Below are 25,332 nucleotides of genomic sequence, written 5' to 3' on the forward strand. Positions count from 1 at the left end.
TATACCATGTGGTTATTTGGCTATCAATGTACAGTTTCTGCGGAGAGACTGTTCAATTAAAACGGTCTAAGTGTTCAACTTCGGCGGTTTAGGTGTTTTTTCTCAGCGTAATATGCATTAAAACTAAAATTTTAAATAGGATGGTTTTTAGACTGCCTATAAGGAATTGAAACAAATATCCTAAATAAAACTTAATAATACAAGGAGGAAGTTTTTAGACTGCCTATAAGGAATTGAAACTCCCGGAAGACACGGTTAAGAAGAAGCGTAAAACAGTTTTTAGACTGCCTATAAGGAATTGAAACTCAATATCACCATCAATGCGGCAAACATGACCGAAGAGTTTTTAGACTGCCTATAAGGAATTGAAACAACCATTACGCGGCCGGGAGTACATTGAAGCTAAAAACGTTTTTAGACTGCCTATAAGGAATTGAAACGAAAGCATCGGGATTACTGCTAAAGAACTACAAACAGGTTTTTAGACTGCCTATAAGGAATTGAAACCTGCATTAGAATTGTGTGCAATTACTGCATTATTACCGTTTTTAGACTGCCTATAAGGAATTGAAACATGACGGTTATAGAGAAATGATAAATAAAATTATCCATAGTTTTTAGACTGCCTATAAGGAATTGAAACTCGGTAAACTCTAACATTTAAAATCCTCCTTTGTTTTAGTTTTTAGACTGCCTATAAGGAATTGAAACAATGTTAAAAACAGAACAAAACACTAAAGAAATAGAGTTTTTAGACTGCCTATAAGGAATTGAAACCACCATAAAAGCAACCATTGAGCAAGCAAGAGAGCATGTTTTTAGACTGCCTATAAGGAATTGAAACCCTTTTCGGTTTGCGCTTGCGTCACAGTAGCAAAACGTTTTTAGACTGCCTATAAGGAATTGAAACACCATCGGTAGTAATATCATGACTGTAAATGGCGAACGTTTTTAGACTGCCTATAAGGAATTGAAACCCGTCAGCCACCGCCAAGCCCCGGTATGTCACTTTGCGTTTTTAGACTGCCTATAAGGAATTGAAACGTCCTAATTTTATAGGACTATCGTCCCATACGCATGAGTTTTTAGACTGCCTATAAGGAATTGAAACATAATATGCACAGAAAGTAAAAAATGATGACTGCACAAGTTTTTAGACTGCCTATAAGGAATTGAAACCTGGGGTTGGCAATGTCAGCAATTGCTTAAGCTCCATCGTTTTTAGACTGCCTATAAGGAATTGAAACACGTTTTCCGGCATCTTGTTTATGAAACCGGGAAGGTTTTTAGACTGCCTATAAGGAATTGAAACTTGTCACTCTCCAGCAGCCCCCGGATTTCCAGTTTTCGGTTTTTAGACTGCCTATAAGGAATTGAAACCCCCCTGGTCTGGCCAGCCTTATGAGGCTGATGTAGGTTTTTAGACTGCCTATAAGGAATTGAAACCATTTACTTGCGGAAAGAGTGCGCTGGTTTGGCGCGTTTTTAGACTGCCTATAAGGAATTGAAACAATTAACACTTATAACGGTATCGTCAGCCGGAGTGCCATGTTTTTAGACTGCCTATAAGGAATTGAAACCCTCATCAACAATACCAACTATTTTCACTGATTACGCGTTTTTAGACTGCCTATAAGGAATTGAAACCGCCGTGAAAAGGGCGAAGCTTCGAGTGCAGAACTATGGTTTTTAGACTGCCTATAAGGAATTGAAACTCTATATTATCCTGTTGTCTGTCCGCCTGGAGCACATGTTTTTAGACTGCCTATAAGGAATTGAAACATGGCCCAGGATTCTCGCGGCGTACCGTCGTATTACGGTTTTTAGACTGCCTATAAGGAATTGAAACTCTCATTCCCAAAACCTCTCTCACGGTCGGTAAAGGTTTTTAGACTGCCTATAAGGAATTGAAACTTTCTAGTCCGGGCCATAATCATAATTGCATCGCTGTGTTTTTAGACTGCCTATAAGGAATTGAAACACTAACTCCCAGGGCGTAGCCGTATTCACGATCACCAAGTTTTTAGACTGCCTATAAGGAATTGAAACTTATATACGTGCGCGCGTGGGCGCGGGAGGAGGTGGAGTTTTTAGACTGCCTATAAGGAATTGAAACGATCGGCCTCGCGTTCAATCTCCTGGGTATGGCGACGTTTTTAGACTGCCTATAAGGAATTGAAACATGTAACCTGGGTACATGGCACGCCCAAACAGATCAAGTTTTTAGACTGCCTATAAGGAATTGAAACACGGGTTGCCATCGTACTCCGACGCATTAAATCTGTGTTTTTAGACTGCCTATAAGGAATTGAAACACGTCGGGCGGGTAGGTGGCAATCTGCGCGTATCCCTCCGTTTTTAGACTGCCTATAAGGAATTGAAACTAACTATAGGTGATATTTCCACCTATATTCTTACTTTTAGACTGCCTATAAGGAATTGAAACCTGCACGGAATCAAACTGGTCGTATTATAATAAGACTGCCGGAGCATTTTCAGCGCGCCAGGCAGTCTTTTTGTGTATTATTGTTGGCTTGTCCCAGTATTTTGAGTAGTACTTCAATCCGTGGTTGTTTCGGTACTTTCCGTTGTTGGCTCTGTGGTAGTATTGGTATCGTTCTCCGAAGTGTCTCCGGTAGTGGTATCCGAAGTTGTGTTGTCCGTAGTGCTGTCCGTGGTATCGTCTGTTGTATCGGTGCTGTCTGTAGTGGTGTCTGTGGTAGTATCAGTACCGCTTTCCGAAGTGTCCCCGGTATTGTCTTCGGTGGTAGTGTCCGTTGCAGGGTCGTTTACAGTGACGATATCTTCATCAGGGTTGTCTACATTCAGCTTGAATGTTTCCGCGATGAATCTCAAGGGGACAATGGTCCGGGAATTGTTTAATTCCGCCTTGGCGTCCAGGGTCACTTCCTGGCCGTTGACAAGGGCGACGTTCTGCCCGAGGGTGAGGACGATGGTGGTTTCTCCCTTGGTGACGGTAACTGTCTGGTTCTCGGCGTCATAGTCCACAGTTGCCCCGAAACCTTCGGTGAGCGCCCTGACCGGGATCAGGGTGCGGCCTTCCTTGATGACCGGGGGGACGTCAAACTTGATCTCAGTCCCGTTGGAAAATACCTTTACACCTTGTCTTCCCCGCATCCGGTAGGTGGCGCCCAGTTTTTTGTAAGTCTCCTGATCGGCCGGATCGATTTCTGCCAGATCTTCCAGGCAGTTTTCCTGTTCTTCAAGGTTCTGCTGCTCTTCGGCCAGCGTGAGACTTTCGTTGAGCAGCGCCTTGGCCTCTTCCCTGGTTACCTGCCGCGATTTGTACTGCTCCTTGACCTGGCTGAGTTGTCCCCGCATTTCTTGCCATCTATCCCCTGTCGCGGTCTGCTCCTGGATTTGTTTTAAAGTGCCCCGGGCGTTTTCCATTATCCGGTTTGAATGCTGGCCGTTGACTTTGTCCGGGGTGTTTTTCCTGGTTTGGACTTGCTCGGCGGTTTGAGTTTGGTTCTGTGATGCGTTGGATTTGGAACTTGAGCTTGAATTTGGGCCTGCCCCGGAGTTTGAGCCGCCGTGGCTGTTGCCTCCCTTTGCATATAAAACGCTGTCCGGGGGAATATCAGCGGCCGCCTGGTTGAATGTCACCGGCGAAATGCATAACAACCCGATTGCAACTAACAAAATAAGCCCTTGTTTTAACCTTTTCATGAAGTACACCTCCGTCTGATATTAAAACCTGCCTTTCCGGAAAGCAGGTTTTCTTTTACTTTATCTTCGGGAGAAAGAAATTTTTTTAGGGGTATGAAAAACAATTCTTTACTTTTTGCCGCCTCCTTTTCCGCCTGAGCCGCCGCCCGAACCGGAGCTGTTACCGCCCGAGCCGGAATTGTTGCCGTTCGAACTGCGTCCGACAGAACCCGAGCCGCTGTTGCCGCCTGCACTGCCGGCTTTGACTTCCTGAGATCTGGAATGTACATTGCCGGTGCTGTTGTCCTTAACCTTATCAGTGGAGTTCTCTGCCGGCTGAGCGTTGTTTGCCGGTTTAGCGGCATTTTCATACTTGTTGTCTTTAACGCCGCCAAGGGGCGACTGGCCGGAAATTGAATTGTCGGAACCGTTGTTTGTTTTTTTCGCTTCGCCGGAATTTGCCGGACTGGCGTCTCCCGTATTATTATCCGGCTTGCCGCTGTCGGTGACTTTAACGTTGTCTGCGTCCTTACCCGCGCCCGGCGTGGTGACTCTGTCTTTGAATGCGTTGCCGGGGTTACCCGGGGCCGTCCCGACGCCGGGAGAAGGGGAGGAGGGGGCCTGCTCGGTCCGTTCACTAGGTATGGAATGAAGAGCCGGGCCGGGGACGGCACTGTCGCTTTCAGTAAAGGGAAGCGACAGTCTGCCGGCTGAACGGCTGAAAGCCGGGCTGGAGAGCGGGCTGTCAAGATCGCATGTGGAGCCGCTGCTTTGGGCGTCTTGCCAGAGCAGGTAGCGCCCGGCGGACACGCCTTGTTTCACAGCTTGCTTTCTTAATGCGGGATCAGCGTTTAAAATGTGTACGGAGGCCTCGCCCTGGTTCGCGGCCACAGCCTGTCGGGCCGCTATCCAAATACGGTAGTCCAGTTCCTCCTGCTGTTTGTCATTTTTTACGGAAAAAGTGGTTGCCATGAGCACCTGGTTATGCTCACTGTTGAGGTAACCGCTTGCCGCGCAGGCGGCAAGCACGGTTTGGACCGCCTCACCGGCGTCTTGCCCTTGTATTCTCAGTCCCTTGGCCACTTCCCGGCCGTCCTCGTTGAGGCCGGTTACTTTAATAGCCATCATTTCCTGATCAAGGGATATTTCCAGGGCGGGGTTCACTTCCAGGCCGATGTAGGCAAATGTTCGCGCGCCGGCAATGCCCTGGAGAAGTGAATAGGCCAGCACAAAGCAAACCAGCAGGGAGGCGGCGACGGCGGCAAAGCGCAGAGGGGCTTTTACGGCCGGTTGGAAAAGGTCCTCGTCGGTGAAACGGACCTTGAAACCGCTGAGCGTGGCGGGTGTCCTCTTTATTTCTTTAAACTGGCAATCGCCGGTCATAACCACGGCGGAACGTTTTTTCAGAGTGATCACCGTACCCTCATAAACCATCGTCTCCACCTCCTTTTTCGGTCTGCTCGATGTATCCTTTCAGGGTTTCCATGTTGCCGGTGAGCACCAGGCATATTGTTATAATATATTTTCGGTGCCTTTCCACGGTTTTGGGGTTAATTTTAATTTTATCGAGCACTTTTCTTAAAGGAATTGTCTTTTTTTTATATAAATCGCCCATTAGTTCAGGATCACCGGCGATAATCCGGGCGACCTTGATTGACAGCAGGCGTGAGTCCCGGTGCTTGGGGGTGTTTTTAACCAGATCGTCCAGGCTTATTTTAAATTCTTTTAAACTGTCTAAAAAGGAAGCCAGGTCGCATTCCCGCTCCACCCTTTCCCCAACCGGATCCAAAGCGCCGGCCGCCGGACGGCCGTAAGAAATCTCTTCCGAACATTCAAAAGCGGAGAGGGGGAGGCAGTTAGCCTCAGCTTTATTCTTTCTGTAGTAATCTATAATCCGCATTTTGATCACATCACCGGCGAAAGAAAGGAAAGCGCGGTTATGGCCGGGGTCAAATTTATCGATTGCTTCATTGAAAGCAATCAGCCCGATACTGTATTCGTCCCTGCTTTTTAGATCCAGGGAGTTATAAGTTTGGCGGGCAACTTTTTTTTCTATAAATCTCCGGCACCCTTCTATTAGTTTTTCCCTGGCGTCGCCGTCACCGTTTCTTGCCCTGCTTAAAAGGATGTCGAGATCACCTGGTGCGTCCGTGAATCTTTTGAAAAAAATATCTCCCACTCCTTTTGTTTTTTTCCCTGTAAAGTTTATCGGATCGTTTTACTTATTAATAAAGCAGGCTGACGTAAGGAAAGTGAGGATAATATAAGAGGCCCCTGTATTGAATGAACATGTTCCGGCAGGCGGTCAAAAGGATCAAGTTGGCAGAATAACCGCCGGCCGGACGGAAGAAAATAAATAGATGCAACAGAAAAATGAGCCGGCGAAGGGGAAATGAGCATGACACCGGAGATTTTACCCCTGGCTATAGCGGCCTTGGCCGGGATTATCATGGCCATCCAGGGGTCTGTTAATTCCGCCCTGGGCAAAGTAATCGGGCTATGGGAAGCAACTTTTATCGTTCACCTGGTCGGGCTTCTGCTTGTTACTGTTTTGTTGTTTATATGCCGTTTGGGTGACGGCTGCCTGGCAAAATTTCCCCAGGCGCCCTGGTATACTTACCTCGGCGGTATACTGGGGGTTTTGATTGTGTACGGGGTGGTCAGCACCATGCCGAAAGTCGGGGTAGCGCCCGCCACCACGGCGATCATTGTCGGGCAGGTTTTTACGGCGGGCTTGGTTGACCATTTTGGGCTGTTCGGGATGGAAAAGATCCCCTTCAGCCTGTGGAATGTTTTGGGAACGCTGCTGATGGCGGGAGGCGCCTGGCTTATCCTGAAACAATGAAACTCAGCATGAGGATCAGGCTCAGCCCGAAAAGCATGCCCAGGTAGGCCAGCGGCCTGCTGTTGCGGCGGGACTCGGGGGCAAGTTCCCCAAGCACGATATAGGTCATGGCGCCCGCGGCAAAAGCCAGCAGCGGGCCGATGAAGGAGCGGGAGCTTTCCAACAGGGCCAGCCCGAAGAAGGTGCCGACCGGCGTGATCAGGCTGATCAAGATATTGATTGCCAGCACCCGCCCCGCGCTTAACCCCCCGTGGCGCAGCGGGGCCGCCGTCGCCATTCCTTCCGGGATGTTGTGCAGGCCGATAGCCAGGACCAGAAGCGGCCCCAGCTTCTCGGCTGTCGCGAAGCCGGCGGCGATGGCCAGCCCTTCGGGAAGATCGTGCAGGGCGATCCCGGTGGCGATCAGGTAGCCCATTTTCAAGTAGTCTCTTCCTTGCAGGGCAGCGGGGGCAAATATGTTGATTCCCAGGTCCAGCGCCAGCATGAGGGTGATTCCTCCCATAAAACCGGCCAGAGCCGCTATGGGGCTGCCGTAGCGAAGGGAGGACGGCAGCAGGTCGAAGATGATTACGGCGGTCATTATCCCGGAGGCCAGGCCGAGCATAAGAGAAAGGGTGCCCGGCCGCATCCGTCCGAGTGTGATTACGAGCAATGCTCCGAGGCATGTTCCAAGGCCGGCGATCAGTCCCTGCAGAACGATACCATCCAATATTTTACCCGCCTTCAATATATTTTTCCCTATAAACCGATTGTATTAGAAAAGGGACGGCGGTATGCCTTAACCAGGGATGATAATTTGCTGGCCGGGGTAGATCACGTCGGGGTTGTTTATTTGGTTGGCCGCGAGGATCTGATTAAGTGTTTTGCCGTATCGTTCAGCTATTTCCCAAAGTGTTTCTCCCGCTTGGACGGTATGGTTGGTTGTCGGGTTTTGTGCGTTGTTATGAACATTATTTGGCCCCGGTTCATTTGCGCCGGAGGAAATATTTACCGGTGTGCCGATCTGAACCTTTGGAAAAAGCTCCTCAACATCCTGGTTGTACATGCGGATGCAGCCGTTTGACACGTAGCCGCCAATTGAAGACGGATTGTTTGTGCCGTGGATGCCGTAATTCCCGTGCTGAACGGATAAACCCATCCAGCGGCTCCCCAGCATTCCTCCCGGGTGCATTATTTTTACAACCACCATGTAATTCCCGGTCGGTGTCGGGGTTGACGGTTTGCCGACGCCGACGGGATAAATTTTTATTAAGCGTTCCCTCTCGTAATAAGTCAGCCGCCGGGTGGCCAGGTTGATAGAAATGTGACTGCCGTAAGATTTAGTCGAGCTTTTCATATTACACCCTCCGTTTGTATATATTTTTTGTACTGCTTAAGAGCAGGAGTCAGGAGTTTGACTGCTAATTACTGACTGCTGACTCCTGAATACGTGAATGGTCATTAACTTAATTTTATGAAAGAATTGCTGTGATTGGTTGTGCTCAGGTATAATTAGGGTTGAGCGGCTGAACCGGCGGACGGCTCCAGCCGCAAAAATATTGATTGTATTTTAGAATATGTTATTGGGGATGTGAATATGGCGATCAGGGTTTACGCGCGGGCTAAAATCAACCTGACTCTTGATGTGCTGGGGAAGCGGCCGGACGGCTATCACCAGGTGGAAACGGTAATGCAGTCGATTGAACTGAGCGACTGCCTGGAATTCGCGCCACGGGAGGAGGGCGTTTCACTCACGGTGGCGGGCGGGGAGGTTTCTTCCGGCGCGGATAATCTGGTCTACAGGGCGGCTCTTTTAATGCGGGGACGCGCCGGTGGCACACGCGGGATAAGCATTAAGCTGAATAAAAACATCCCGGTGGCGGCCGGCCTGGGCGGGGGGTCGGCGGATGCCGCGGCCACTCTGTCGGCTTTGAATGATATCTGGGGGATTCGCCTCCCCCTGCGGGAACTCTTGTTATTGGGAGAAAAGCTGGGTTCCGACGTGCCTTTTTGCCTGCTTGGCGGGACAGCCCTGGCTGGTGGCAGGGGAGAACGGCTTGAATCGCTTTCCCCGTGTCCCCGCATGGGTCTGGTGCTGGTAAAGCCGCCTTTCGGTGTTTCAACCGCTTCGGTCTACCATGCCTATGATTCGTTCCCGGCGGTCAAAAGGCCGGAAACTGCCGCCATGATCAAGGCTGTCAAGGATAAAAATATTGACGGTATTATCCAAAACCTTGCCAACGTGCTGGAAACAGCCACAATATCCATGCACCCGGAAATCGCTGCCATAAAAAATAGGTTGCTGGAGGCGGGGGCCCTGGGAGTGCTCATGTCAGGCAGCGGCCCGACTGTTTTCGGGGTGGCCGCCTGCCTTGAGGAGGCCCGCGCGGTGGCCGCGCGCTATGAAAACCGCGGTGAGCGGGTGCTGGCAACCGAGACATTTAACCCGGATAGCAATCAGTCTTTTGTGTAAAAATTATACATATAGTTGCCGCAGGGTATACTTGCAGCAATAGGCGGAGAGAGGTTACAATAAGTGTAAGTAATCAGTAGTCATAATAAAAAAGAAGGTTTTATTATTCTGGATTCTGACTCCTGACTCTTGACTTCTGACTACCTGGCAGATATTTTTACACCATACATATTCATTAGGAGGGGCAATATGGGGGAACCTAGATTAGTACCGATCATTCTGGATAATTATAAGCCTCTGCGGGAGTTGGTTTTCGAATCTCTGCGGGAAGCGATTCTGCTGGGACGTCTTAAGCCCGGAGAACGTTTGATGGAAGTGCAGCTGGCCGAGGAAATGGGAGTAAGCCGCACACCGGTCCGGGAAGCAATCAGAAAATTGGAGCTGGACGGTTTTGTGGTAATGGTTCCCCGCAAGGGCGCGTATGTGGCTGCCATCACCCTCAAAGACATCGCGGATGTTTTTGAAGTGCGGGCGGCTTTGGAGGGCATGGCGGCGGGGTTGGCGGCGGAGCGGATCACTGAAGAGGAACTGGACCAGTTGGAACGTTCCCTGGTGCAAATCAGAGAATCTCAATCAGGTGACAACCTCAATGCTGTCGTCGAAGGAGACACGGCTTTTCACGATATTATTTACCGGGCCTCCCGCAACCAGCAGTTGGAGCAGATTATCACGCACCTCCGGGAGCAGATCCAGCGTTTCAGAATGACGTCTTTATCTCAGCCGGGCCGGACCAAGTTCGCCCTGGACGAGCATAAAAAAATTGTCGAAGCCATATCTGACCGCGACGTGGAGCAAGCCAGGCTGCTGGCGAGGGAACATATTGAGAACGCTGAGCAGATTCTATTAAACGCAGTCAGAAAGGAAGAAGAAAGTAATGATTAACGCCGTGGTTCTGGGCGGGAGCCTGAATAACGGCCCTTTGCGGGAGTACAGCCCGGTTGACTATGAGGCGTTGATACCGGTAGGCCCAAAGGTCATGGTTGAATACGTGGTGGAAGCGCTGCTCGGCGCCCGGCGGATCAACCGGGTTGTGGTGGTTGGCCCGGTGAAAGAACTGTCCCCGCTGCTGAGTGAAACGAGAGTGACGCTGACCGGTGCGGCCGGCGGGATCATGGAAAATATCGGGGCCGGGCTGAACCTGTTGCCCGGCGAAAAGAGAGTGCTTCTGGTCACTTCGGACATACCTATGCTGACCCCCGGTTCGGTCGACGACTTTATCGAGCTTTGCGGGGATATGGCCGGTGATGTTTATTATCCGATCATACCAAAAGAAGTTGTGGAAAAGCGTTTTGCTTCCACCCGGCGTACATATGTCGCATTAAAAGAAGGAGTATTCACGGGGGGGAATATTTTTCTGTTTAATCCCGCGGTTTTCGGTCGGTGCATTCAGAACGGAAAAAGAATTTTCGGGCTGCGCAAGAGTCCTTTGCGGCTCTGCCGCTTGATCGGTTTCTCTTTTGTGCTTAAGTATTTGCTGCGTATTCTTGACATTGAGGACGTGTGTAAGAGGGCTTCCGAATTGCTGGGGGTTAAGGGAGAAGTGGTTGTTTCAAAGTATCCCGAAATAGGCGTGGACGTTGATAAACCCGGCGACCTGGAGTTGGCCGGGCGGTTTCTGGGTGATTGCCCGCCGCGCCGGGCGGTCTAACGGCGCGTAAGCATACAATAAACCCGCCAATGAAGGCATGGCGTGTGCATAGAGCGAACGACTTTACGGAGCGTCGGTAACAGCACCCGGCGAAGCGAGGGTAACCGAACTGCGGTGCGAAACCGGCGGACTGCCAACGCCGATAATAACACGTGTTTATCCAGGAAGGGAGTTAATTCATGATATGGCGGCTGAACGGCTGTCCATGGAAAAGATCCGCCTCGCCCGGGACCGGCTGGTCGGAATAGCCCGGCGCACACCGTTGGACTACTCCACCACCTTCAGCAAAGTAACCGGCAACTCTGTCTATCTGAAACTTGAAAACATGCAGAAGACAGGTTCTTTTAAAATACGGGGAGCTTACAACAAAGTGATGAGCCTGGGCAAGGCGGAACGGGACCTGGGCGTTATTGCCGCTTCCGCCGGGAATCACGCCCAGGGCGTGGCTTATGCCGCCGCCGTGGCAGGTATCCGCTGCACCGTGGTAATGCCTGCGGGCGCGCCGATTTCCAAGGTTGTGGCTACGCAGGGATACGGCGCGGAAGTGATTCTGGCCGGCGGCGGGTATGATGAAGCTTACCGGTTGGCCAGAAAATTGCAAGGCAAAAGCGGCGCTGTTTTCGTGCACGGCTTTAATGATCCGGATGTGATCGCCGGCCAGGCGACCATCGCCCTCGAACTGCTGGAAGAGCTGCCCGGTGTCGAGGCGGTGCTGGTGCCGGCTGGCGGAGGCGGTCTGCTCGCCGGCATCGCCTTTGCTCTGAAGGAGATCAAGCCTTCGGTGCGGGTGATCGGCGTACAGGCCGGGGGCGCGCCGGCAATGCACTGTTCCTATAAAGAAGGCCGCCTGCACAAAGTCAAGGGCGCGGGTACCTTCGCGGACGGCATCGCCGTCCAAGAACCTGGTAAAAATACTTTCGCTTTGATTAAACGTTATGTGGACGAATTCGCTGTCGTGGACGATGAAGAAATCGCCAGCGCGATTTTAATGCTGCTGGAAAGAGCCAAGATTGTGGTGGAGGGCGCCGGCGCGGTGGGGTTGGCGGCGCTGATTCACAAGAAAATCGCGCTGGAAAATGTTAAAACGGCTGTTATTTTAAGCGGCGGCAATATTGATGTGAACATACTGTCAATTATTATTGAGCGTGGTTTGGCCAAAACCGGCCGGTATGTCCGGCTGCGCACTATATTAACGGACAGGCCGGGCAGTCTCCTGAAATTGCTCTCAGTGGTGGCGGAAGCCCGCGCCAACGTCATTTCTGTCAGCCATGACCGGATCAAGCAGGGGATTCCTTTAAAGCAAGCTGAAGTGGAACTTTCTTTGGAAACGAGAAACAAAGAACATATTGAACAAGTGATCGCCTGCTTGGCGGCAGCTGGTTACATGCCGGAAATATTTTCATAAATCAGGGAAAATTTCTTTAAATTAATTAAAAACAGGAGGAATTTGCCTGTAGTTGTAGAAAATATAACCGGGTGATACGTTAACTAACTGTGGGGAGAGGTGGTGATATCATGGAAGTTACCGACGTTAGAGTGCGCAAAGTATTGATGGAAGGGAAAATGAAGGCGATTGTATCGGTAACTTTAGATGATTCATTTGTCATTCACGATGTCAAAGTGGTAGAAGGGCACAATGGTTTATTCGTGGCAATGCCGAGCCGGAAGACTCCGGATGGGGAGTTTCGCGATATCGCACACCCGATTACATCTTCAGCTCGCGAGTTGATTCAAACAGCGGTATTAAACGCATACGGGGAAGTTATTTAGTTTAGAATATCTTGAATTTTTCAACTTTATGATAATGAGGGCGTAAGCTCTCTTTTTTTCTCCTTGATGAAAGGAAATAAAATTTTTTTGTAGAATGATTTTTGGGTAGAATGGTCTATGTAATAACTTTGCAAATTAACTGAGTGGTTTCGTTTACAAAGGTACTTGTGACTATTCAGTAGTCAATAGTTGGAAGAGAGAACAGTAAATTGTTTCGAAGTATTCTGACTACTGACTGCTGACTGCTGAATTCTTGATAAAAGGGGGTCGCCGGATGGAACTGGCGGCAGTGATTTTAGCTGCGGGTAAAGGTACGAGGATGAAGTCGAAACTGCCCAAAGTATTGCATACAGTATGCGGCAGCGCGATGCTGTCGTGTGTTGTTGACGCGGCGGCGGGAGCGGGTGTGCAAAAGATGGTCGTTGTCGCGGGCTTCGGAGCGGACCAGGTAGCCCGTGAGGTTGACGGCAGGGCTGAAGTGGTTCTTCAGGCGGAGCAGCTTGGCACGGCCCACGCGCTGGCGCAGGCCGGTCCTCTGTTGAAAGATTTTTCAGGCTGTCTGCTTGTGCTGTGCGGCGACACTCCCCTAATCGAAGCGGGAACCCTGGCTGAATTAGTTGAAAAGCACCGGTCCATGGGAGCGGCGGCCACGGTATTGACCGCCGAGATGGAGAACCCGGCGGGTTATGGGCGGGTGATCCGGGACGAACAGGGCCGGGTGTTAAAAATTGTGGAACAAAAAGACGCGTCCGCAGATGAGATACTGGTCCGTGAAGTGAACACCGGAGTTTATTGCTTCGAGGGAGCCGGACTTTTTGACACTCTGGCGCGGATTACTCCCGCGAATGCCCAAGGTGAATATTATCTTACCGACATTATCGATATATATGCGAAAAACGGGCGGACTGTCGGGGCTGTTGTCCTGAAAAACCACATGGAGATGACAGGCATTAACGACCGCGTGCAGCTGGCTGAAGTGGAACAATACATGCGCAGGCGGGTGCTGAATGAATTGATGAGAGCAGGGGTGACAGTTATTGACCCGCTCTCAACTTTTGTGAGCCGGAAGGCGCGGGTGGGGCGTGACACAGTGATCCACCCCTTTACTATCATCGAAGGTGAAACCGTGATTGGCGAGGACTGTGTGATCGGCCCCGGCTCACGTCTGGTTGACGCCGCTGTGGGTAACGGTGTCTCCATCCAGAATTCAATTGTTTTGGATAGCGATATTGGGGATAATTGCAATATCGGTCCTTACGCCTACCTGCGGCCCGAAACCACCCTGGGGCGAACCGTCAAGGTGGGCGATTTCGTGGAGATAAAGAAGTCAGTCATCGGGGATGGCAGCAAGGTTCCTCATTTAAGCTACGTGGGTGACGCCGTGGTCGGCAAAAAAGTTAACGTTGGAGCGGGTACTATCACCTGCAACTACGACGGCCGCCAAAAATGGACGACACGTATCGGCGACGGGGCTTTTATCGGCAGCAACACCAATCTGGTGGCGCCGGTGGAAGTGGGGGGACAGGCCGTAACAGGCGCGGGTTCTACGATTACCAAGGATGTAGCCCCCGGCGCGCTGGGTGTTGAGAGAGCGAAGCAAATAGTCATAAAAAACTGGGCCGATAGGAAGAAAATAAAAGATTAGCTAAAAATTTAGCTAAAGATTGGTAATATTTAAAATCCTTGATAAAAGATTTGGGGGTCTGGCTGGATGACATCGCGTTATAAAAATCTAAAGATTTTCACCGGCAACGCCAACACTGAACTGGCGGAGGAAATTTGCCAGTACCTTGGCGTTACTATCGGGGCGTCGGAAGTTACGCATTTCAGTGACGGGGAAGTGCAGGTCAGGATTGATGAGAGTGTCAGGGGGGCGGATGTTTTTGTGATCCAGCCCACCAGCACACCGGTTAATGAAAACCTGATGGAGCTTCTGATCATGATCGATGCCGTCAGGAGAGCCTCCGCCAGGCGCATTACGGCAGTGATGCCTTACTACGGGTATGCGCGGCAGGACAGGAAAACAAGGGCGCGCGATCCCATTACCTCGAAGCTGGTTGCCAATATACTCACCGCCAGCGGGGCCAGGCGGGTTCTCACGATGGACCTGCACGCCGGTCAAATCCAGGGCTTTTTTGACATACCGGTGGATCATTTGCCGGGAGTGCCGATCCTGGCTGAATATTTTATGCAGGCTAAATTGGATAATGTTGTAGTGGTGTCGCCCGATCTGGGCGGGGTTACCCGCGCCAGGGACTTAGCCGAGCGTATCGGCGCGCCCATCGCCATTATCGACAAACGCCGGCCGGAGCCCAATATGGTGGAAATTACCAATATAATCGGCGCCATCCACGGTAAGACTGTGATCATGGTCGACGACATCATCGACACGGCCGGCACGATAACCCTGGGCGCCGCCGCCTTGAAAAAATGGGGCGTCAATGATATATATGTCTGTTGCACCCACGGTGTTTTATCCGGCCCGGCGCTCGATCGGCTGGCGGAATCGCCGATCAAAGAAGTGGTGATTACCAACACCATACCGGTGCCGAAAGAAAAGTTGATTGACAAAATTAAGATTCTTTCTGTGGCGCCGCTGTTAGGCGAGGCAATCATCAGAATCCACGAGGATCTTTCAGTAAGCAAACTGTTTGACAAATAGCGTGAAACTATTGATAAATAGCGTAAGATAGTTTTTTAAATCTTGCGCTATAATATTATTATTTATCATTTATTGAATATTCGGACTTTAATGGTTTGTGCAGTTCTTCGAGGAGTTGCCATATAGCAGCATTATATCAAATTATATTTAAGTGCCGGGGAGGTTTAGGGTTTGCAAAAATTTTCGGTCGGCGATGTAATCAAAACCAGAAAAGCGCATCCGTGCGGCAGTGACCTGTGGGAGATAATGCGCACAGGAGTAGATTTCCGGATAAAATGTTTGAAGTGTGGGAGAGTATTGCTGCTGCCCCGCCCCAAATTTGAAAAATCGGTAAAGGAAGTTGTGCGTCCGGCGCCGGACGCCGCTAAGAGCGAGTAATAGCGAATATAGCGACGTGTGTCTAACACCGTTTATTCTTGTCAATTTAATAGCACTGTGCTATAATTTACACGTCAAAATATGGGTTTTGACGTTCCACCCTGCTCTACTTTGCTGTAGGGCCACAGTCCATGGGGAGGAGGTGAATGGTTTGCGCAAGTACGAGGTAGTCTTTGTTATCCGTCCTGATCTGGACGATGATAAAAACACGGCGGTCATTGATAAATTCAAAGACTTGGTTGAGAGCCAAGGCGGCGAGGTACTTAAAGTGGATAAGTGGGGTAAGCGCAGGCTGGCCTTTGAGGTGAAAGACTTCAGGGAAGGCTTTTACGTTATATTCCATATTAACGCTGAATCAAAAGTATCCTCTGAGCTTGACCGTGTGTTTAAGATTACGGATGAAGTGCTTAGGCATATCATTGTCCGCGAAGAAGAATAAAGTCAACTCCGCGTTAGCCGGGGTTAGAAAGACCGGGACGGTGAAAATATGCTGAATAGAATCGTCTTAATCGGCAGGCTGACCAAAGAGCCTGATCTGCGTTATACCACGAGCGGAATTGCCGTGGCGAAGTTTACCCTGGCGGTTGACCGGCGCGTTTCGAAAGATCGGGAAAAAGAAACAGACTTTATTGATATTGTTGTTTGGCAGAAATTGGCCGAAACTTGTGCCAACTATCTCGGCAAGGGCAGGCTGGTAGCGGTCGAAGGCAGACTGCATGTGCGCTCTTATGAAGACAACCAGGGCGTTCGCAGGAAAGCTGCCGAAGTAGTCGCCGACAATGTGCGTTTTCTCGACCGTGCTAAAGAAGCCGGGGCGGTTGCCGGTGAGAATCAGGGTTACGGCAGCGAGATTGGGTTTAACGAAGATGATATTCCGTTTTAAAAAACAGGCGGCTGTTATTCAGGCGCCGGCATAAGGAGGTATTTTATTGAAACGTGAAAGAGGCCGCAGGGGCAAAAAGCGGATCTGCAGCTTTTGTGTGGAAAAAATGGCGGCCATTGATTATAAGGATGTGCCGCGTCTTAAAAAGTACGTTACCGAGCGGGGGAAAATCCTGCCTAGGCGGATATCCGGCAACTGCGCCAAGCATCAGCGGCTGCTGACGACGGCGATAAAAAGGGCCCGTTATATCGCCCTTCTGCCTTATACAGCGGAATGACAACATGGGGAGCCGATAAGCTCCCCTTACTTATTGCTAACCACGCAACAAATAGGGGAACAAATAACAGCTGATTCGTTGCGGAGCGAGGGAGGAAAAAAAACTAGCTGCATAGAATATAAGAAGCTATTGTTGCTATGCAGATTTTATCTGTTTCATGCCGGGAGGACATAAAATGATTACAGGCGGCCAGGAGGGCGGTATCGCCAAGAATATCAAGATTATCGAGTGGTTAAAAGCCGACCTGCTCACCTCCCTTGCAGCACTTTTTAAATCGATGCTCAGGGGCAGTGAGGAGCTGATCCTCGACGCGCTGGCCAGCTTGGTGATCACCTGTTATATCCTGGGCAGGCGGCTGGGGATCAGCTTTCCCCGCCTCGATTTGAAGATCGAAGCCAAACTGCGCCAGGGTATTGATGAGAACCACGAAGTGGAAAGATGGTACGGAGATATTTCCAACTTGTTAAATTACCTGGTTGACAAAAAGAGGTGATCCCTTGGCAGCCGGCGAAAAAACCGGGGGCCTGTTGGAATGGGTTGCTTATACCGCTCTTATCGCTGTTACCGGTCTGGCAGGTGTTTTTTTACCTTTATTTTATTTTCCGGCGGTAGTCTTTATGCCGCTTCCGGCAATACTTTTGGTGTTACGCCTTGATGCCAGGTACGGTGTTCTGGGGCTGGCCACGGCCGGCTTTGTAATGCTCTTTGCCGGACAGGAGCCGGCGGCGGCGCTGGTCATGATCATTCGTTACGGACTTCTGGGAATAGTGTACGGGATGCTTTTCAAGAATTATGTTTCTTCAGGCAAGAGTCTTGCTGCCGCCCTTTCGGCGGCGGTAGCGCTGACGGTGGCGTCGGTGGCGCTGATGTATGCCCTGACCGGTGAAAACCCTCTGGCGCTGGGACAGGAAGAACGCCGTTTGCTGGAGCAGCAGTGGATGGCCATGAACCAGCAAATGCAGGCATTCGAAAATATGCATCCGGAAAGACAGGCGGATTTTAATGAATATCTGATCAGTATTTATGAATTGTATATTCCCGGTCAGATTGTTGTCTCATCGGCAATTTCCGCCGCGCTGACATACATTCTGGCGAGGATAGTTCTGGAGCGTCTGCAGTTCAAGATTCCTCCGGCTCCTTTATTTTCCACCATGTATTTGCCGTGGTATAGTATTTGGGGGTTGATCGCCGGCCTGGGGTTTATCTTGCTGGGTGACCAGTTTAGTCCGTTGCTGGCGAAGGCGGGAAAAAACATTTTATTTGTTCTGTTAAGCCTGTACCTGTTTATGGGATTATCAGTGGCAGTTTTCTATTACCGGAAGATTAAACTGGCGCTGCCGCTGAAAATAATTTTTTTGTTTCTGTCTTTTTCTTACCTTCCCTTTAGCATTACGGTATTGTTGTTGTTGGGGGCAACTGACCCCTTGATTAATTTCCGGCGGTTGCCGGACCTGAAGTGAACTCGTTCAGCATTCGTTGGGGACATTCCTCGACCCTAAAGTCAGCTCTATAAAGAGAGGTGTGACCCCTTTCAAAATTAGGGGACATTCCTCGACCCTAAAGCCAAGCTTTAAATAGAGGTGTGACCCCTTTCAAAATTAGGGGACATTCCTCGGCCCCAAAGCCAAGCTTTAAAGAGAGGTGTGTCCCCTTTCCTTATTGAGACCAACTTACGGGGAGGCGCGAGATGAAAGTTATTTTGCTAAAAGATGTGGCTGGTCAGGGTAAGCGCGGAGATGTGCTCAATGTTGCCGAAGGGTACGCCAGAAATTACCTGTTTCCCCGCGGATTGGCCGGCGAGGCTTCTCAAGGGAGGCTGAAGGAGATGGCCCACCGCAGGCAGGCCACCGAAGTTAAAGAGCGGAAGATCGAGCAGGCGGCCAGGGAACTGGCGGAGAGTTTGAACAACCTTACCGTTGTTGTTAAAACTAAAACCGGCGAAGCGGGCAAACTCTTCGGGTCGGTCAATAATAAGGATGTTGCCGATGCTCTGGCCGACCAGCACAAAATCAAACTGGATAAAAAGAAACTTGTAATCAAAGAGCCGATTAAACAACTGGGGAGTTACCCGGTGACAGCCAAGCTGCATCCTGTTGTCCAGGCTGAAATTATGGTGGAAGTGGTTGGGGAGTAATACTTCATAGCCAGATCGGGAAGGAGCAGAAGATGAAAGCATTCCTCGAAAAGTGTATCGGGGTTTCCAAAAAAGACACCACCAGTAAACTGAAAGGCAGACATAAAAGGTACGCCCAGTTAAAACGCCAGGTAAATGTGCTGTATGACCTTTTGGCCAACCTGTACGGTTCGGACAAGCTGGTTTTGCGCGCAGGCAAACTGGAGGCGCTGCAGTTAATGCGCTCTGAAAAGTTAGAAGAGAGAGTGCTTGCCCTCCAGAAACTGGTATTTGATGATCCGACTTACGAAAACCCGCCTGCGCTGGCGGACATCCCGCCAATTCTGGAGCAGATTGAGGAAGAAATCGCTGACAGCATTGCCCGCCGGACAGTGGAGGATCAACTGGAAAGAAAGGTTAGTGAAAGACTCCAGCAGAAACATGAAGATTACATTAAAGAAATAAAAATACAAGTGCTTAAGGATAATGCCGGGCCTGAAAATGCCCAGACGTTAAAAAAGCTGGCTGTGCTGGAAAAGCTGGAGCAGAAAAATTTGTCCAGTTCGGCGATGGATTTTTTACGACCGGCTTCTTTTGGGGAAATTGTCGGTCAGGACCGGGCAATTAAGGCGTTGTTGGCCAAGCTGTCCTCTCCTTATCCGCAGCATGTTATTTTATACGGGCCGCCCGGCGTGGGCAAGACGACGGCCGCCCGCCTGGCGCTGGAAGCGGCGAAACGGGCGAAAAAAACGCCTTTTGCCAAGGACGCGCCTTTTGTGGAAGTCAACGGGACGACCCTGCGCTGGGACCCGCGTGAAGTAACCAACCCGCTCCTCGGCTCGGTGCACGATCCAATTTACCAGGGGGCCAGGCGGGACCTGGCTGATACCGGCATACCCGAGCCAAAACTGGGTCTGGTTACCGATGCCCACGGCGGTGTGCTCTTTATTGATGAAATTGGTGAAATGGATCCCATTCTGCAAAATAAGCTGCTGAAAGTACTTGAAGATAAAAGGGTCTTTTTTGAATCATCGTATTATGACGCGCATGAAAACAGCATACCTCAATATATAAGAAAGATTTTTGAAGAAGGGGCGCCCGCCGATTTTATCTTCATCGGCGCCACCACGCGCGACCCGCTTGATCTTAACCCGGCTATTCGTTCCCGCTGCGCGGAAATTTATTTTGAGCCGCTTACGCCCAAAGACATTCAGGAGATCCTAAAACAAGCGGCTGTCAAGCTGAATGTGGAGATGGACGGGCAGGTCCCGGAAATAATCGGCGAGTATACGATTGAGGGCCGCAAGGCTATTAACATCCTGGCCGACGCTTTTGGATTAGCCTGCTACCGCAGCGAGCAGGATGGCGCTCTCCCGGTGATAACCATTGAGGATGTCCTGGAGGTGGTACAGGTTAGCCGGCTCAGCCCGCATGTGACCCGCAAGGCCTCCTCTCAGCGGGAGGTGGGAAAGCTTTTCGGCCTGGGCGTGCTGGGTTTTCTGGGTTCAGTGCTGGAGATCGAAGCGGTGGCTTTCCCCGCCCGCAATCAAGGACAGGGAGCTATCCGGTTCAATGATACCGCCGGCAGTATGGCCAAGGATTCGGTTTTTAACGCTGCTTCAGTGATCCGCAAGTTGACGGGTGAGGATCTGGCAAATTATGACGTGCATGTTAATGTGGTGGGAGGCGGCCGGATTGACGGTCCATCCGCGGGCGCGGCCATTTTCCTGGCTGTCTTGAGCGCGATCCAGTGCCGTTCCATACCTCAGGACGTAGCTGTAACCGGTGAAGTGTCCATCCAGGGTAAAGTACGCGCGGTGGGCGGCGTTTTTGAAAAAATATACGGCGCCAGGCAGGCGGGTATCAAAACCGTTCTGGTTCCTTACGAAAATAAAAAAGATATCCCAGCGGATTTAAAGGGAATCCGGGTGATCCCGGTTAATTCTGTGGAAGAGATGATGAGTTATGTTTTCCAATCCGCGGATATTGATGTTTTAGTCAGTTAGTAGGTGAGCCCATTGTTGGAAAAAGTACCCCCTCAGAACATTGACGCCGAGCAGTCCGTGCTTGGCGCTATTCTTCTTGACCGGGAAGCTGTTTATAAAGCCATGAAACTGGTCCGGCCCGAAGACTTTTACCGGGAAGACCACAGGTTGATTTACGAGGCCATGCTTGCGTTAAATGAGAACAGCAGCCCGGTTGACTTGATTACCGTGTCGGAACAACTCCGGCAGCAGGGGAGCCTGGAGAAATCCGGCGGCGTGGCTTATATCGCCTCGCTGGCGGAGATGGCCCCTATTGCCGCTAATGTGGAGTATTACGCGCGCATTGTCCAGGAAAAGTCCCTGCTGCGCACTTTGATTCAGCTTTCCACCCGGATCGCCGGCATGGGCTACGAGGAGAGCGAGGAGCCGGAAAAGCTGATCGCCGAGGCTGAGCGGATGATCATGGAACTGGGCAGCAGCCGCGTGACAGGCGCCTTTTTTTCAATCAAGGACATTCTGCTGGATGCTTTGACCCATATGGAATTTCTTTATAACAACCGGGGCAGCGTTACCGGTGTGCCTACCTCTTTCGGCGACCTGGATAAAATATGCCACGGGCTGCAGCCCAGTGACCTGATTATTCTGGCCGGCCGGCCCAGCATGGGCAAAACCAGCCTGGGCTTGTGCATAGGTTACAGCGCCGCCTTAAAGCATAATGTTCCGGCGGCTATCTTCAGCCTGGAAATGTCCAAGGAGCAGCTGGTTCAGCGCATCCTCTGCGCGGAGGCCAAGATCGACCAGCAACGCCTGCGCAGCGGTTCGCTTGAGGAGGGAGACTGGCAGGCCCTGCACGAGGTTGCCGGCAGGCTGGCCAAGGCGCCCATATATATAGATGACACGCCCGCCATCACTACCAGGCAGATCCGTGCCAAGGCGCGGCAGCTCCAGGTGGAAAAAGGGTTGGGCCTGATTATTATCGATTATCTTCAGCTGATGCAGGGCACCCGCCGTTCGGAAAACCGCCAGCAGGAAATCGCGGATATCTCCCGCGCCCTGAAAGGCTTGGCCAAAGAGTTGAACGTGCCGGTCATGGCCCTGGCGCAGCTCAGCCGCGCGGTGGAGCAGCGGCAGGACAAGCGCCCGATTATGTCCGATTTGAGAGAGTCAGGCGCGCTGGAACAAGACGCCGACCTGGTAATGTTTATTTACCGGGATGAATATTATAATCCTGATTCGGAGAAAAAGGGGATTGCGGAAATTATTATCTCAAAACACCGCAACGGCCCGGTCGGAACAGTTGAACTGGGTTTTCTCAAAGAGTTGACCAAGTTTGTGCCCTTGTTGAAAAACGCCGGTGATTACCAGCCGTAATATCCGCTATTATTTTATTGACACCGGGGACATTGTTCATTAAAATATTTATGTTGACCGGAAAGGATACCAAGCCAATTTCAGCCCTGGCAAAATGCGGAAGACTCAAATAGCAACTGGTAAATGTTTGTTGTTTGGGTTATTTTTATGTCGGCTGGAAAACGATAAATGCATGATTAACGGTATGGAAACATATGGGGGAAGTTTTTTGGTTAAACAGTATGATATAATCATTGTCGGAGCGGGGCCGGCCGGTATATTCGCCGCCCTTGAACTTGTTCAGGCGAAAACCGGCCTGAAAATATTAATTATTGAAAAGGGCCGGGAAATTGAGAAGCGCGTTTGTATCGCCCGCGAGCGAAACGCCGCCTGCTTCAAATGCCAGCCTTGCTCCACTGTCTGCGGCTGGGGGGGAGCCGGCGCCTTCAGCGACGGCAAGCTGACCCTGTCCACAGAGGTGGGCGGCAGCCTGGGAATGTATACCGGAGAAAAGAAGCTGGCGGATTTAATTGATTATATCGACCGGGAGTATCTCCGTTTTGGAGCGCCTGAGCAGGTATTCGGCATGGAGCATGAGGAAGAGATCCAGGATATGCAGCGGCGCGCGGTGCTTTCTGAATTGAAGCTGCTGCCGGTCCGGATCAGGCACATGGGCACCGGCCGCACCGGGGAAATACTAGAGAGAATGAAGGAATTTCTCGTTGACCGGGGCGTGGATGTGCTGACCTCCTGCCAAGTTGAGGAAGTATTGGTAAAAGATCAGGTCGTCCAGGGGGTTGTCACTCGGGACGGCGAGGTTTACCATGCCCGGTGCGTAATTCTGGCGCCGGGCCGGGAAGGCGCGGATTGGCTGAAGCGGGAGGCGCAGCAGCTTGGCTTGCAGATGTCGGTGAATCCGGTGGACATCGGTGTGCGGGTGGAACTGCCCGCCGCGGTAATGGAGCACCTCACCCGCATTTTTTATGAAGTCAAATTATTATATTATTCTAAAACGTTTAGCGATAGAGTGCGAACCTTTTGTATGAACCCGAATGGGGAAGTGGTTCTGGAAAATAACGGCGGGCTGGTGACGGTAAACGGCCATAGCCATGCTTTTAATAAAACCGAGAACACAAATTTTGCCGTGCTGGTCAGCAAGAACTTCACCCAGCCGTTTAAAGAGCCGATTGCTTACGGCAGATATATTTCCAGTTTGGCCAATCTGCTGGGAGGCGGTGTCATTATTCAGAGTTTGGGCGATCTGGTGGCCGGCCGCCGGTCTACCAGGGATAGGCTGGCCAAGTGCATGACAATGCCGACGCTGGCCGAAGCGACCCCCGGCGATTTGAGCCTGGTATTTCCTTATCGCCACTTGATGGGGATCGTGGAGATGCTAAAGGCGCTCAACCAGATTGCGCCGGGAGTTTACTCGCGCTATACGCTGCTGTACGGTGTCGAGGTTAAGTTTTATTCTTCCCGCCTGGCACTGTCCAACTGCCTTGAAACTGAGGTGAAGAATCTTTTTGCCGCCGGGGACGGGGCCGGTATAACCAGAGGATTGGCCCAGGCTTCAGCGGCTGGAGTTCTGGCGGCGAGGGAAATAATAAATCGGATTTAGGGGGTTGCCAATGTCTACTGTTGTTCTTATCGGCACTCAGTGGGGGGATGAAGGTAAAGGGAAGGTTACTGATTTCCTGGCTGAAAAAGCTGATGTGATTGTGCGTTATCAGGGGGGCAACAACGCCGGGCACACGGTGGTTGTTGACGACAAACTCTATAAGCTTCATTTAATCCCGTCAGGTATTCTTTACGGGGATAAAACCTGCATTATCGGCAGTGGTGTGGTGATTGACCCGGCGGTGTTGATTAAAGAGTTGGAAACATTGGAAAGCAGCGGGATTAGCGCGGCCAATTTAAAGATCAGCCAGCGCGCTCACGTCATTTTCCCCTACCACCAGCTCCAGGATCAGGCGGAGGAAGCAAGCAAGGGGAAGAATAAAATTGGAACGACCAGCCGCGGGATCGGCCCGGCTTATATGGATAAGTCCGCGCGTATAGGGATCAGGATGATTGACTTGATCGATCCCGATGAATTGGCGGTTTTGCTGGAAAGGAATGTGGAAGGCAAGAACCGCATGTTAACCAGGGTTTACGACAGTGAGGGCGTCGACTGCCAGGCTGTGCTAAAAACCTATAAAGGCTATGCGGACACTCTCAGAAAATATGTGGCGGATGTGCCGGTTATTGTAAACGATGCGCTTAAGCAGGGAAAAAACATACTTTTTGAAGGGGCGCAGGGAACGCTGTTGGATCTTGACTACGGCACGTATCCTTTTGTTACTTCTTCAAACCCCACCGCCGGCGCGGCCTGCATCGGCGCGGGCATCGGCCCGACCAAAATCGACCGCGTGCTTGGCGTGATGAAAGCCTATACCACCCGGGTGGGTGAAGGACCTTTTCCAACCGAGCTGAATGATGAAGTAGGCGCGTTTATGCGGGACAAAGGCGGCGAGTTTGGCACTACGACCGGCCGGTCGCGCCGCTGCGGCTGGTTCGACGGGGTGATCGCCCGTTACGCGGTCCGTATTAACGGCCTGGATTACCTTGCCATTACCAAACTTGATGTTTTAAGCGGTTTGGAAAGGGTAAAAATATGTACAGGTTATCAGTACAGAGGCGATGTTTTAACAGATTTTCCGGCCAGTCTCAAGGTATTGGGCGAATGTGTGCCGGTTTATGAGGAAATGCCGGGGTGGCGGGAAGATATTACCACCGCCGGAAAGCTGGAGGACCTGCCGGTCAATGCCAGGAAGTACCTGGAGCGCATCAGTGAGGTTGCCGGCGCGCCTATCGGCCTAATCGGTGTTGGGAGCAAACGCAGCCAGACCATATTGACCGCTGAACTGTATAACAGTTATAGATAAAGTGAAAATGTTATTTCACTGTTGACACTGTGCCGCTGTTATAGTAACATATCTAAATGTAAGGCTTTTGGGCCATTAGCTCAGACGGTAGAGCACCTGACTTTTAATCAGGGTGTCGGTGGTTCGAGTCCACCATGGCTCACCAATTCAGATGCCAGATGTCTGCTGTCGGATGTTGGAAAACAATAGTTTTCAGATGTCCGACTTCCGGCTTCCGATATTGGCCCCATGGTCAAGCGGCCTAAGACACCGCCCTTTCACGGCGGTAACCCGGGTTCGAATCCCGGTGGGGTCACCATAAGCGGGTGTAGCTCAATGGTAGAGCATCAGCTTCCCAAGCTGAGGGTTGAGGGTTCGATCCCCTTCACCCGCTCCA

General features: G+C 51.0%; 24 protein-coding genes, 3 tRNA genes and 1 CRISPR repeat array. Of the genes, 22 read left to right on the forward strand and 5 right to left on the reverse strand.

The annotated features are described in order from the left end of the window. Positions 1 to 143: 143 nt before the first annotated feature. Positions 144 to 2,446: direct repeats of the CRISPR family, unit length 30 nt; unit sequence GTTTTTAGACTGCCTATAAGGAATTGAAAC. 113 nt (positions 2,447 to 2,559) lie between these two features. The 3 genes from A4E54_RS01700 to sigI form a co-directional block, all read right to left on the reverse strand. Then, the gene (locus A4E54_RS01700) at positions 2,560 to 3,690 is read right to left on the reverse strand and encodes a copper amine oxidase N-terminal domain-containing protein (RefSeq protein WP_240084258.1); all 1,131 of its coding nucleotides are present in this window, start codon (positions 3,688 to 3,690) and stop codon (positions 2,560 to 2,562) included. A 108-nt stretch (positions 3,691 to 3,798) separates the two neighbouring features. Further along, positions 3,799 to 5,103 (reverse strand): anti-sigma factor domain-containing protein, encoded by a 1,305-nt coding sequence (locus tag A4E54_RS01705; protein WP_286723982.1) that lies wholly within the window; start codon positions 5,101 to 5,103, stop codon positions 3,799 to 3,801. Beyond that, positions 5,093 to 5,848: an RNA polymerase sigma-I factor gene (gene sigI / locus A4E54_RS01710; RefSeq protein WP_240084256.1), complete on the reverse strand. Its 756-nt coding sequence runs from the start codon at positions 5,846 to 5,848 to the stop codon at positions 5,093 to 5,095. The genes A4E54_RS01705 and sigI overlap by 11 nt, the downstream gene beginning before the upstream one ends. Positions 5,849 to 6,067: 219 nt before the next feature. Between sigI and A4E54_RS01715 the strand changes: the two genes are divergently transcribed. Next, complete coding sequence (locus tag A4E54_RS01715; protein ID WP_240084260.1) at positions 6,068 to 6,514, forward strand: DMT family transporter; 447 nt, start codon at positions 6,068 to 6,070, stop codon at positions 6,512 to 6,514. Here A4E54_RS01715 and A4E54_RS01720 read toward each other — a convergent pair. Together A4E54_RS01720 and A4E54_RS01725 are read right to left on the reverse strand one after the other, a co-directional pair. Further along, a complete protein-coding gene (locus A4E54_RS01720) occupies positions 6,498 to 7,223 on the reverse strand; it encodes a ZIP family metal transporter (RefSeq protein ID WP_240084255.1) in 726 nt (241 codons plus the stop codon). The genes A4E54_RS01715 and A4E54_RS01720 overlap by 17 nt on opposite strands. Before the next feature lie 69 nt (positions 7,224 to 7,292). After that, positions 7,293 to 7,850 carry a L,D-transpeptidase family protein gene (locus tag A4E54_RS01725; RefSeq protein WP_240084254.1) on the reverse strand — a complete coding sequence of 186 codons (558 nt, stop codon included), beginning with the start codon at positions 7,848 to 7,850 and terminating at the stop codon, positions 7,293 to 7,295. A 240-nt stretch (positions 7,851 to 8,090) separates the two neighbouring features. Here A4E54_RS01725 and ispE point away from each other — a divergent pair, with 240 nt between their 5' ends. The 21 genes from ispE (at position 8,091) to A4E54_RS01830 (ending at position 25,332) form a co-directional block, all read left to right on the forward strand. Then, positions 8,091 to 8,966 (forward strand): 4-(cytidine 5'-diphospho)-2-C-methyl-D-erythritol kinase, encoded by an 876-nt coding sequence (gene ispE / locus A4E54_RS01730; RefSeq protein ID WP_240084253.1) that lies wholly within the window; start codon positions 8,091 to 8,093, stop codon positions 8,964 to 8,966. A gap of 189 nt (positions 8,967 to 9,155) precedes the next feature. Then, positions 9,156 to 9,848: a GntR family transcriptional regulator gene (locus A4E54_RS01735; RefSeq protein ID WP_240084252.1), complete on the forward strand. Its 693-nt coding sequence runs from the start codon at positions 9,156 to 9,158 to the stop codon at positions 9,846 to 9,848. Further along, on the forward strand, positions 9,841 to 10,614 hold the full coding sequence (locus tag A4E54_RS01740) for a nucleotidyltransferase family protein (protein WP_240084251.1): 774 nt from the start codon (positions 9,841 to 9,843) through the stop codon (positions 10,612 to 10,614). The genes A4E54_RS01735 and A4E54_RS01740 overlap by 8 nt, the downstream gene beginning before the upstream one ends. A gap of 184 nt (positions 10,615 to 10,798) precedes the next feature. Further along, the gene (gene ilvA, locus A4E54_RS01745) at positions 10,799 to 12,019 is read left to right on the forward strand and encodes a threonine ammonia-lyase (RefSeq protein ID WP_240084250.1); all 1,221 of its coding nucleotides are present in this window, start codon (positions 10,799 to 10,801) and stop codon (positions 12,017 to 12,019) included. Positions 12,020 to 12,129: 110 nt separating this feature from the next. Beyond that, a complete protein-coding gene (gene spoVG / locus A4E54_RS01750; protein WP_240084249.1) occupies positions 12,130 to 12,384 on the forward strand; it encodes a septation regulator SpoVG in 255 nt (84 codons plus the stop codon). 274 nt (positions 12,385 to 12,658) lie between these two features. After that, on the forward strand, positions 12,659 to 14,029 hold the full coding sequence (gene glmU / locus A4E54_RS01755) for a bifunctional UDP-N-acetylglucosamine diphosphorylase/glucosamine-1-phosphate N-acetyltransferase GlmU (RefSeq protein WP_240084248.1): 1,371 nt from the start codon (positions 12,659 to 12,661) through the stop codon (positions 14,027 to 14,029). A 66-nt stretch (positions 14,030 to 14,095) separates the two neighbouring features. Continuing rightward, positions 14,096 to 15,046: a ribose-phosphate diphosphokinase gene (locus A4E54_RS01760; protein ID WP_240084247.1), complete on the forward strand. Its 951-nt coding sequence runs from the start codon at positions 14,096 to 14,098 to the stop codon at positions 15,044 to 15,046. A 171-nt stretch (positions 15,047 to 15,217) separates the two neighbouring features. Then, the gene (locus A4E54_RS01765; protein WP_240084246.1) at positions 15,218 to 15,424 is read left to right on the forward strand and encodes a DUF951 domain-containing protein; all 207 of its coding nucleotides are present in this window, start codon (positions 15,218 to 15,220) and stop codon (positions 15,422 to 15,424) included. Between the two features lie 151 nt (positions 15,425 to 15,575). Then, the gene (rpsF, locus tag A4E54_RS01770) at positions 15,576 to 15,863 is read left to right on the forward strand and encodes a 30S ribosomal protein S6 (protein ID WP_240084245.1); all 288 of its coding nucleotides are present in this window, start codon (positions 15,576 to 15,578) and stop codon (positions 15,861 to 15,863) included. Between the two features lie 48 nt (positions 15,864 to 15,911). Beyond that, the gene (locus A4E54_RS01775; RefSeq protein WP_286723986.1) at positions 15,912 to 16,307 is read left to right on the forward strand and encodes a single-stranded DNA-binding protein; all 396 of its coding nucleotides are present in this window, start codon (positions 15,912 to 15,914) and stop codon (positions 16,305 to 16,307) included. Positions 16,308 to 16,353: 46 nt separating this feature from the next. Next, on the forward strand, positions 16,354 to 16,584 hold the full coding sequence (gene rpsR, locus A4E54_RS01780) for a 30S ribosomal protein S18 (RefSeq protein ID WP_240084243.1): 231 nt from the start codon (positions 16,354 to 16,356) through the stop codon (positions 16,582 to 16,584). A gap of 175 nt (positions 16,585 to 16,759) precedes the next feature. Next, a complete protein-coding gene (locus A4E54_RS01785; protein WP_240084242.1) occupies positions 16,760 to 17,077 on the forward strand; it encodes a MazG-like family protein in 318 nt (105 codons plus the stop codon). Positions 17,078 to 17,081: 4 nt separating this feature from the next. Then, positions 17,082 to 18,044, forward strand: a complete 963-nt coding sequence (locus A4E54_RS01790) for a YybS family protein (protein WP_240084241.1) — start codon at positions 17,082 to 17,084, stop codon at positions 18,042 to 18,044. A 227-nt stretch (positions 18,045 to 18,271) separates the two neighbouring features. After that, entirely contained in the window at positions 18,272 to 18,718 is a 447-nt protein-coding gene (rplI, locus tag A4E54_RS01795) for a 50S ribosomal protein L9 (RefSeq protein WP_240084240.1), read from the forward strand. A 32-nt stretch (positions 18,719 to 18,750) separates the two neighbouring features. After that, a complete protein-coding gene (gene lonC / locus A4E54_RS01800; RefSeq protein ID WP_240084239.1) occupies positions 18,751 to 20,703 on the forward strand; it encodes a Lon family ATP-dependent protease in 1,953 nt (650 codons plus the stop codon). Positions 20,704 to 20,715: 12 nt separating this feature from the next. Next, positions 20,716 to 22,053: a replicative DNA helicase gene (dnaB, locus tag A4E54_RS01805; protein ID WP_240084259.1), complete on the forward strand. Its 1,338-nt coding sequence runs from the start codon at positions 20,716 to 20,718 to the stop codon at positions 22,051 to 22,053. Positions 22,054 to 22,261: 208 nt separating this feature from the next. Then, complete coding sequence (locus tag A4E54_RS01810; RefSeq protein ID WP_240084238.1) at positions 22,262 to 23,650, forward strand: NAD(P)/FAD-dependent oxidoreductase; 1,389 nt, start codon at positions 22,262 to 22,264, stop codon at positions 23,648 to 23,650. A gap of 10 nt (positions 23,651 to 23,660) precedes the next feature. Next, complete coding sequence (locus tag A4E54_RS01815) at positions 23,661 to 24,956, forward strand: adenylosuccinate synthase (RefSeq protein ID WP_240084237.1); 1,296 nt, start codon at positions 23,661 to 23,663, stop codon at positions 24,954 to 24,956. 69 nt (positions 24,957 to 25,025) lie between these two features. Beyond that, positions 25,026 to 25,101, forward strand: a tRNA-Lys gene (locus A4E54_RS01820). A 77-nt stretch (positions 25,102 to 25,178) separates the two neighbouring features. Next, positions 25,179 to 25,254: transfer RNA gene (locus A4E54_RS01825), tRNA-Glu, on the forward strand. Between the two features lie 3 nt (positions 25,255 to 25,257). After that, positions 25,258 to 25,332, forward strand: a tRNA-Gly gene (locus tag A4E54_RS01830).

Origin of the sequence: Pelotomaculum sp. PtaB.Bin117 (assembly GCF_002067195.1) — a bacterium.
In the GTDB taxonomy this organism is placed as follows: Bacteria; Bacillota; Desulfotomaculia; order Desulfotomaculales; family Pelotomaculaceae; genus Pelotomaculum_D; species Pelotomaculum_D terephthalicicum.

Excerpts from the sequence above, each read along its gene's own strand:
- A4E54_RS01700 (WP_240084258.1), bottom strand. The coding sequence starts at position 3,690 with ATGAAAAGGTTAAAACAAGGGCTTATTTTGTTAGTTGCAATCGGGTTG.
- A4E54_RS01705 (WP_286723982.1), bottom strand. The coding sequence starts at position 5,103 with ATGGTTTATGAGGGTACGGTGATCACTCTGAAAAAACGTTCCGCCGTG.
- A4E54_RS01715 (WP_240084260.1), top strand. The coding sequence starts at position 6,068 with ATGACACCGGAGATTTTACCCCTGGCTATAGCGGCCTTGGCCGGGATT.
- A4E54_RS01725 (WP_240084254.1), bottom strand. The coding sequence starts at position 7,850 with ATGAAAAGCTCGACTAAATCTTACGGCAGTCACATTTCTATCAACCTG.
- ispE (WP_240084253.1), top strand. The coding sequence starts at position 8,091 with ATGGCGATCAGGGTTTACGCGCGGGCTAAAATCAACCTGACTCTTGAT.
- A4E54_RS01735 (WP_240084252.1), top strand. The coding sequence starts at position 9,156 with ATGGGGGAACCTAGATTAGTACCGATCATTCTGGATAATTATAAGCCT.
- A4E54_RS01740 (WP_240084251.1), top strand. The coding sequence starts at position 9,841 with ATGATTAACGCCGTGGTTCTGGGCGGGAGCCTGAATAACGGCCCTTTG.
- ilvA (WP_240084250.1), top strand. The coding sequence starts at position 10,799 with ATGGCGGCTGAACGGCTGTCCATGGAAAAGATCCGCCTCGCCCGGGAC.
- spoVG (WP_240084249.1), top strand. The coding sequence starts at position 12,130 with ATGGAAGTTACCGACGTTAGAGTGCGCAAAGTATTGATGGAAGGGAAA.
- glmU (WP_240084248.1), top strand. The coding sequence starts at position 12,659 with ATGGAACTGGCGGCAGTGATTTTAGCTGCGGGTAAAGGTACGAGGATG.
- A4E54_RS01760 (WP_240084247.1), top strand. The coding sequence starts at position 14,096 with ATGACATCGCGTTATAAAAATCTAAAGATTTTCACCGGCAACGCCAAC.
- A4E54_RS01775 (WP_286723986.1), top strand. The coding sequence starts at position 15,912 with ATGCTGAATAGAATCGTCTTAATCGGCAGGCTGACCAAAGAGCCTGAT.
- A4E54_RS01785 (WP_240084242.1), top strand. The coding sequence starts at position 16,760 with ATGATTACAGGCGGCCAGGAGGGCGGTATCGCCAAGAATATCAAGATT.
- rplI (WP_240084240.1), top strand. The coding sequence starts at position 18,272 with ATGAAAGTTATTTTGCTAAAAGATGTGGCTGGTCAGGGTAAGCGCGGA.
- lonC (WP_240084239.1), top strand. The coding sequence starts at position 18,751 with ATGAAAGCATTCCTCGAAAAGTGTATCGGGGTTTCCAAAAAAGACACC.
- A4E54_RS01815 (WP_240084237.1), top strand. The coding sequence starts at position 23,661 with ATGTCTACTGTTGTTCTTATCGGCACTCAGTGGGGGGATGAAGGTAAA.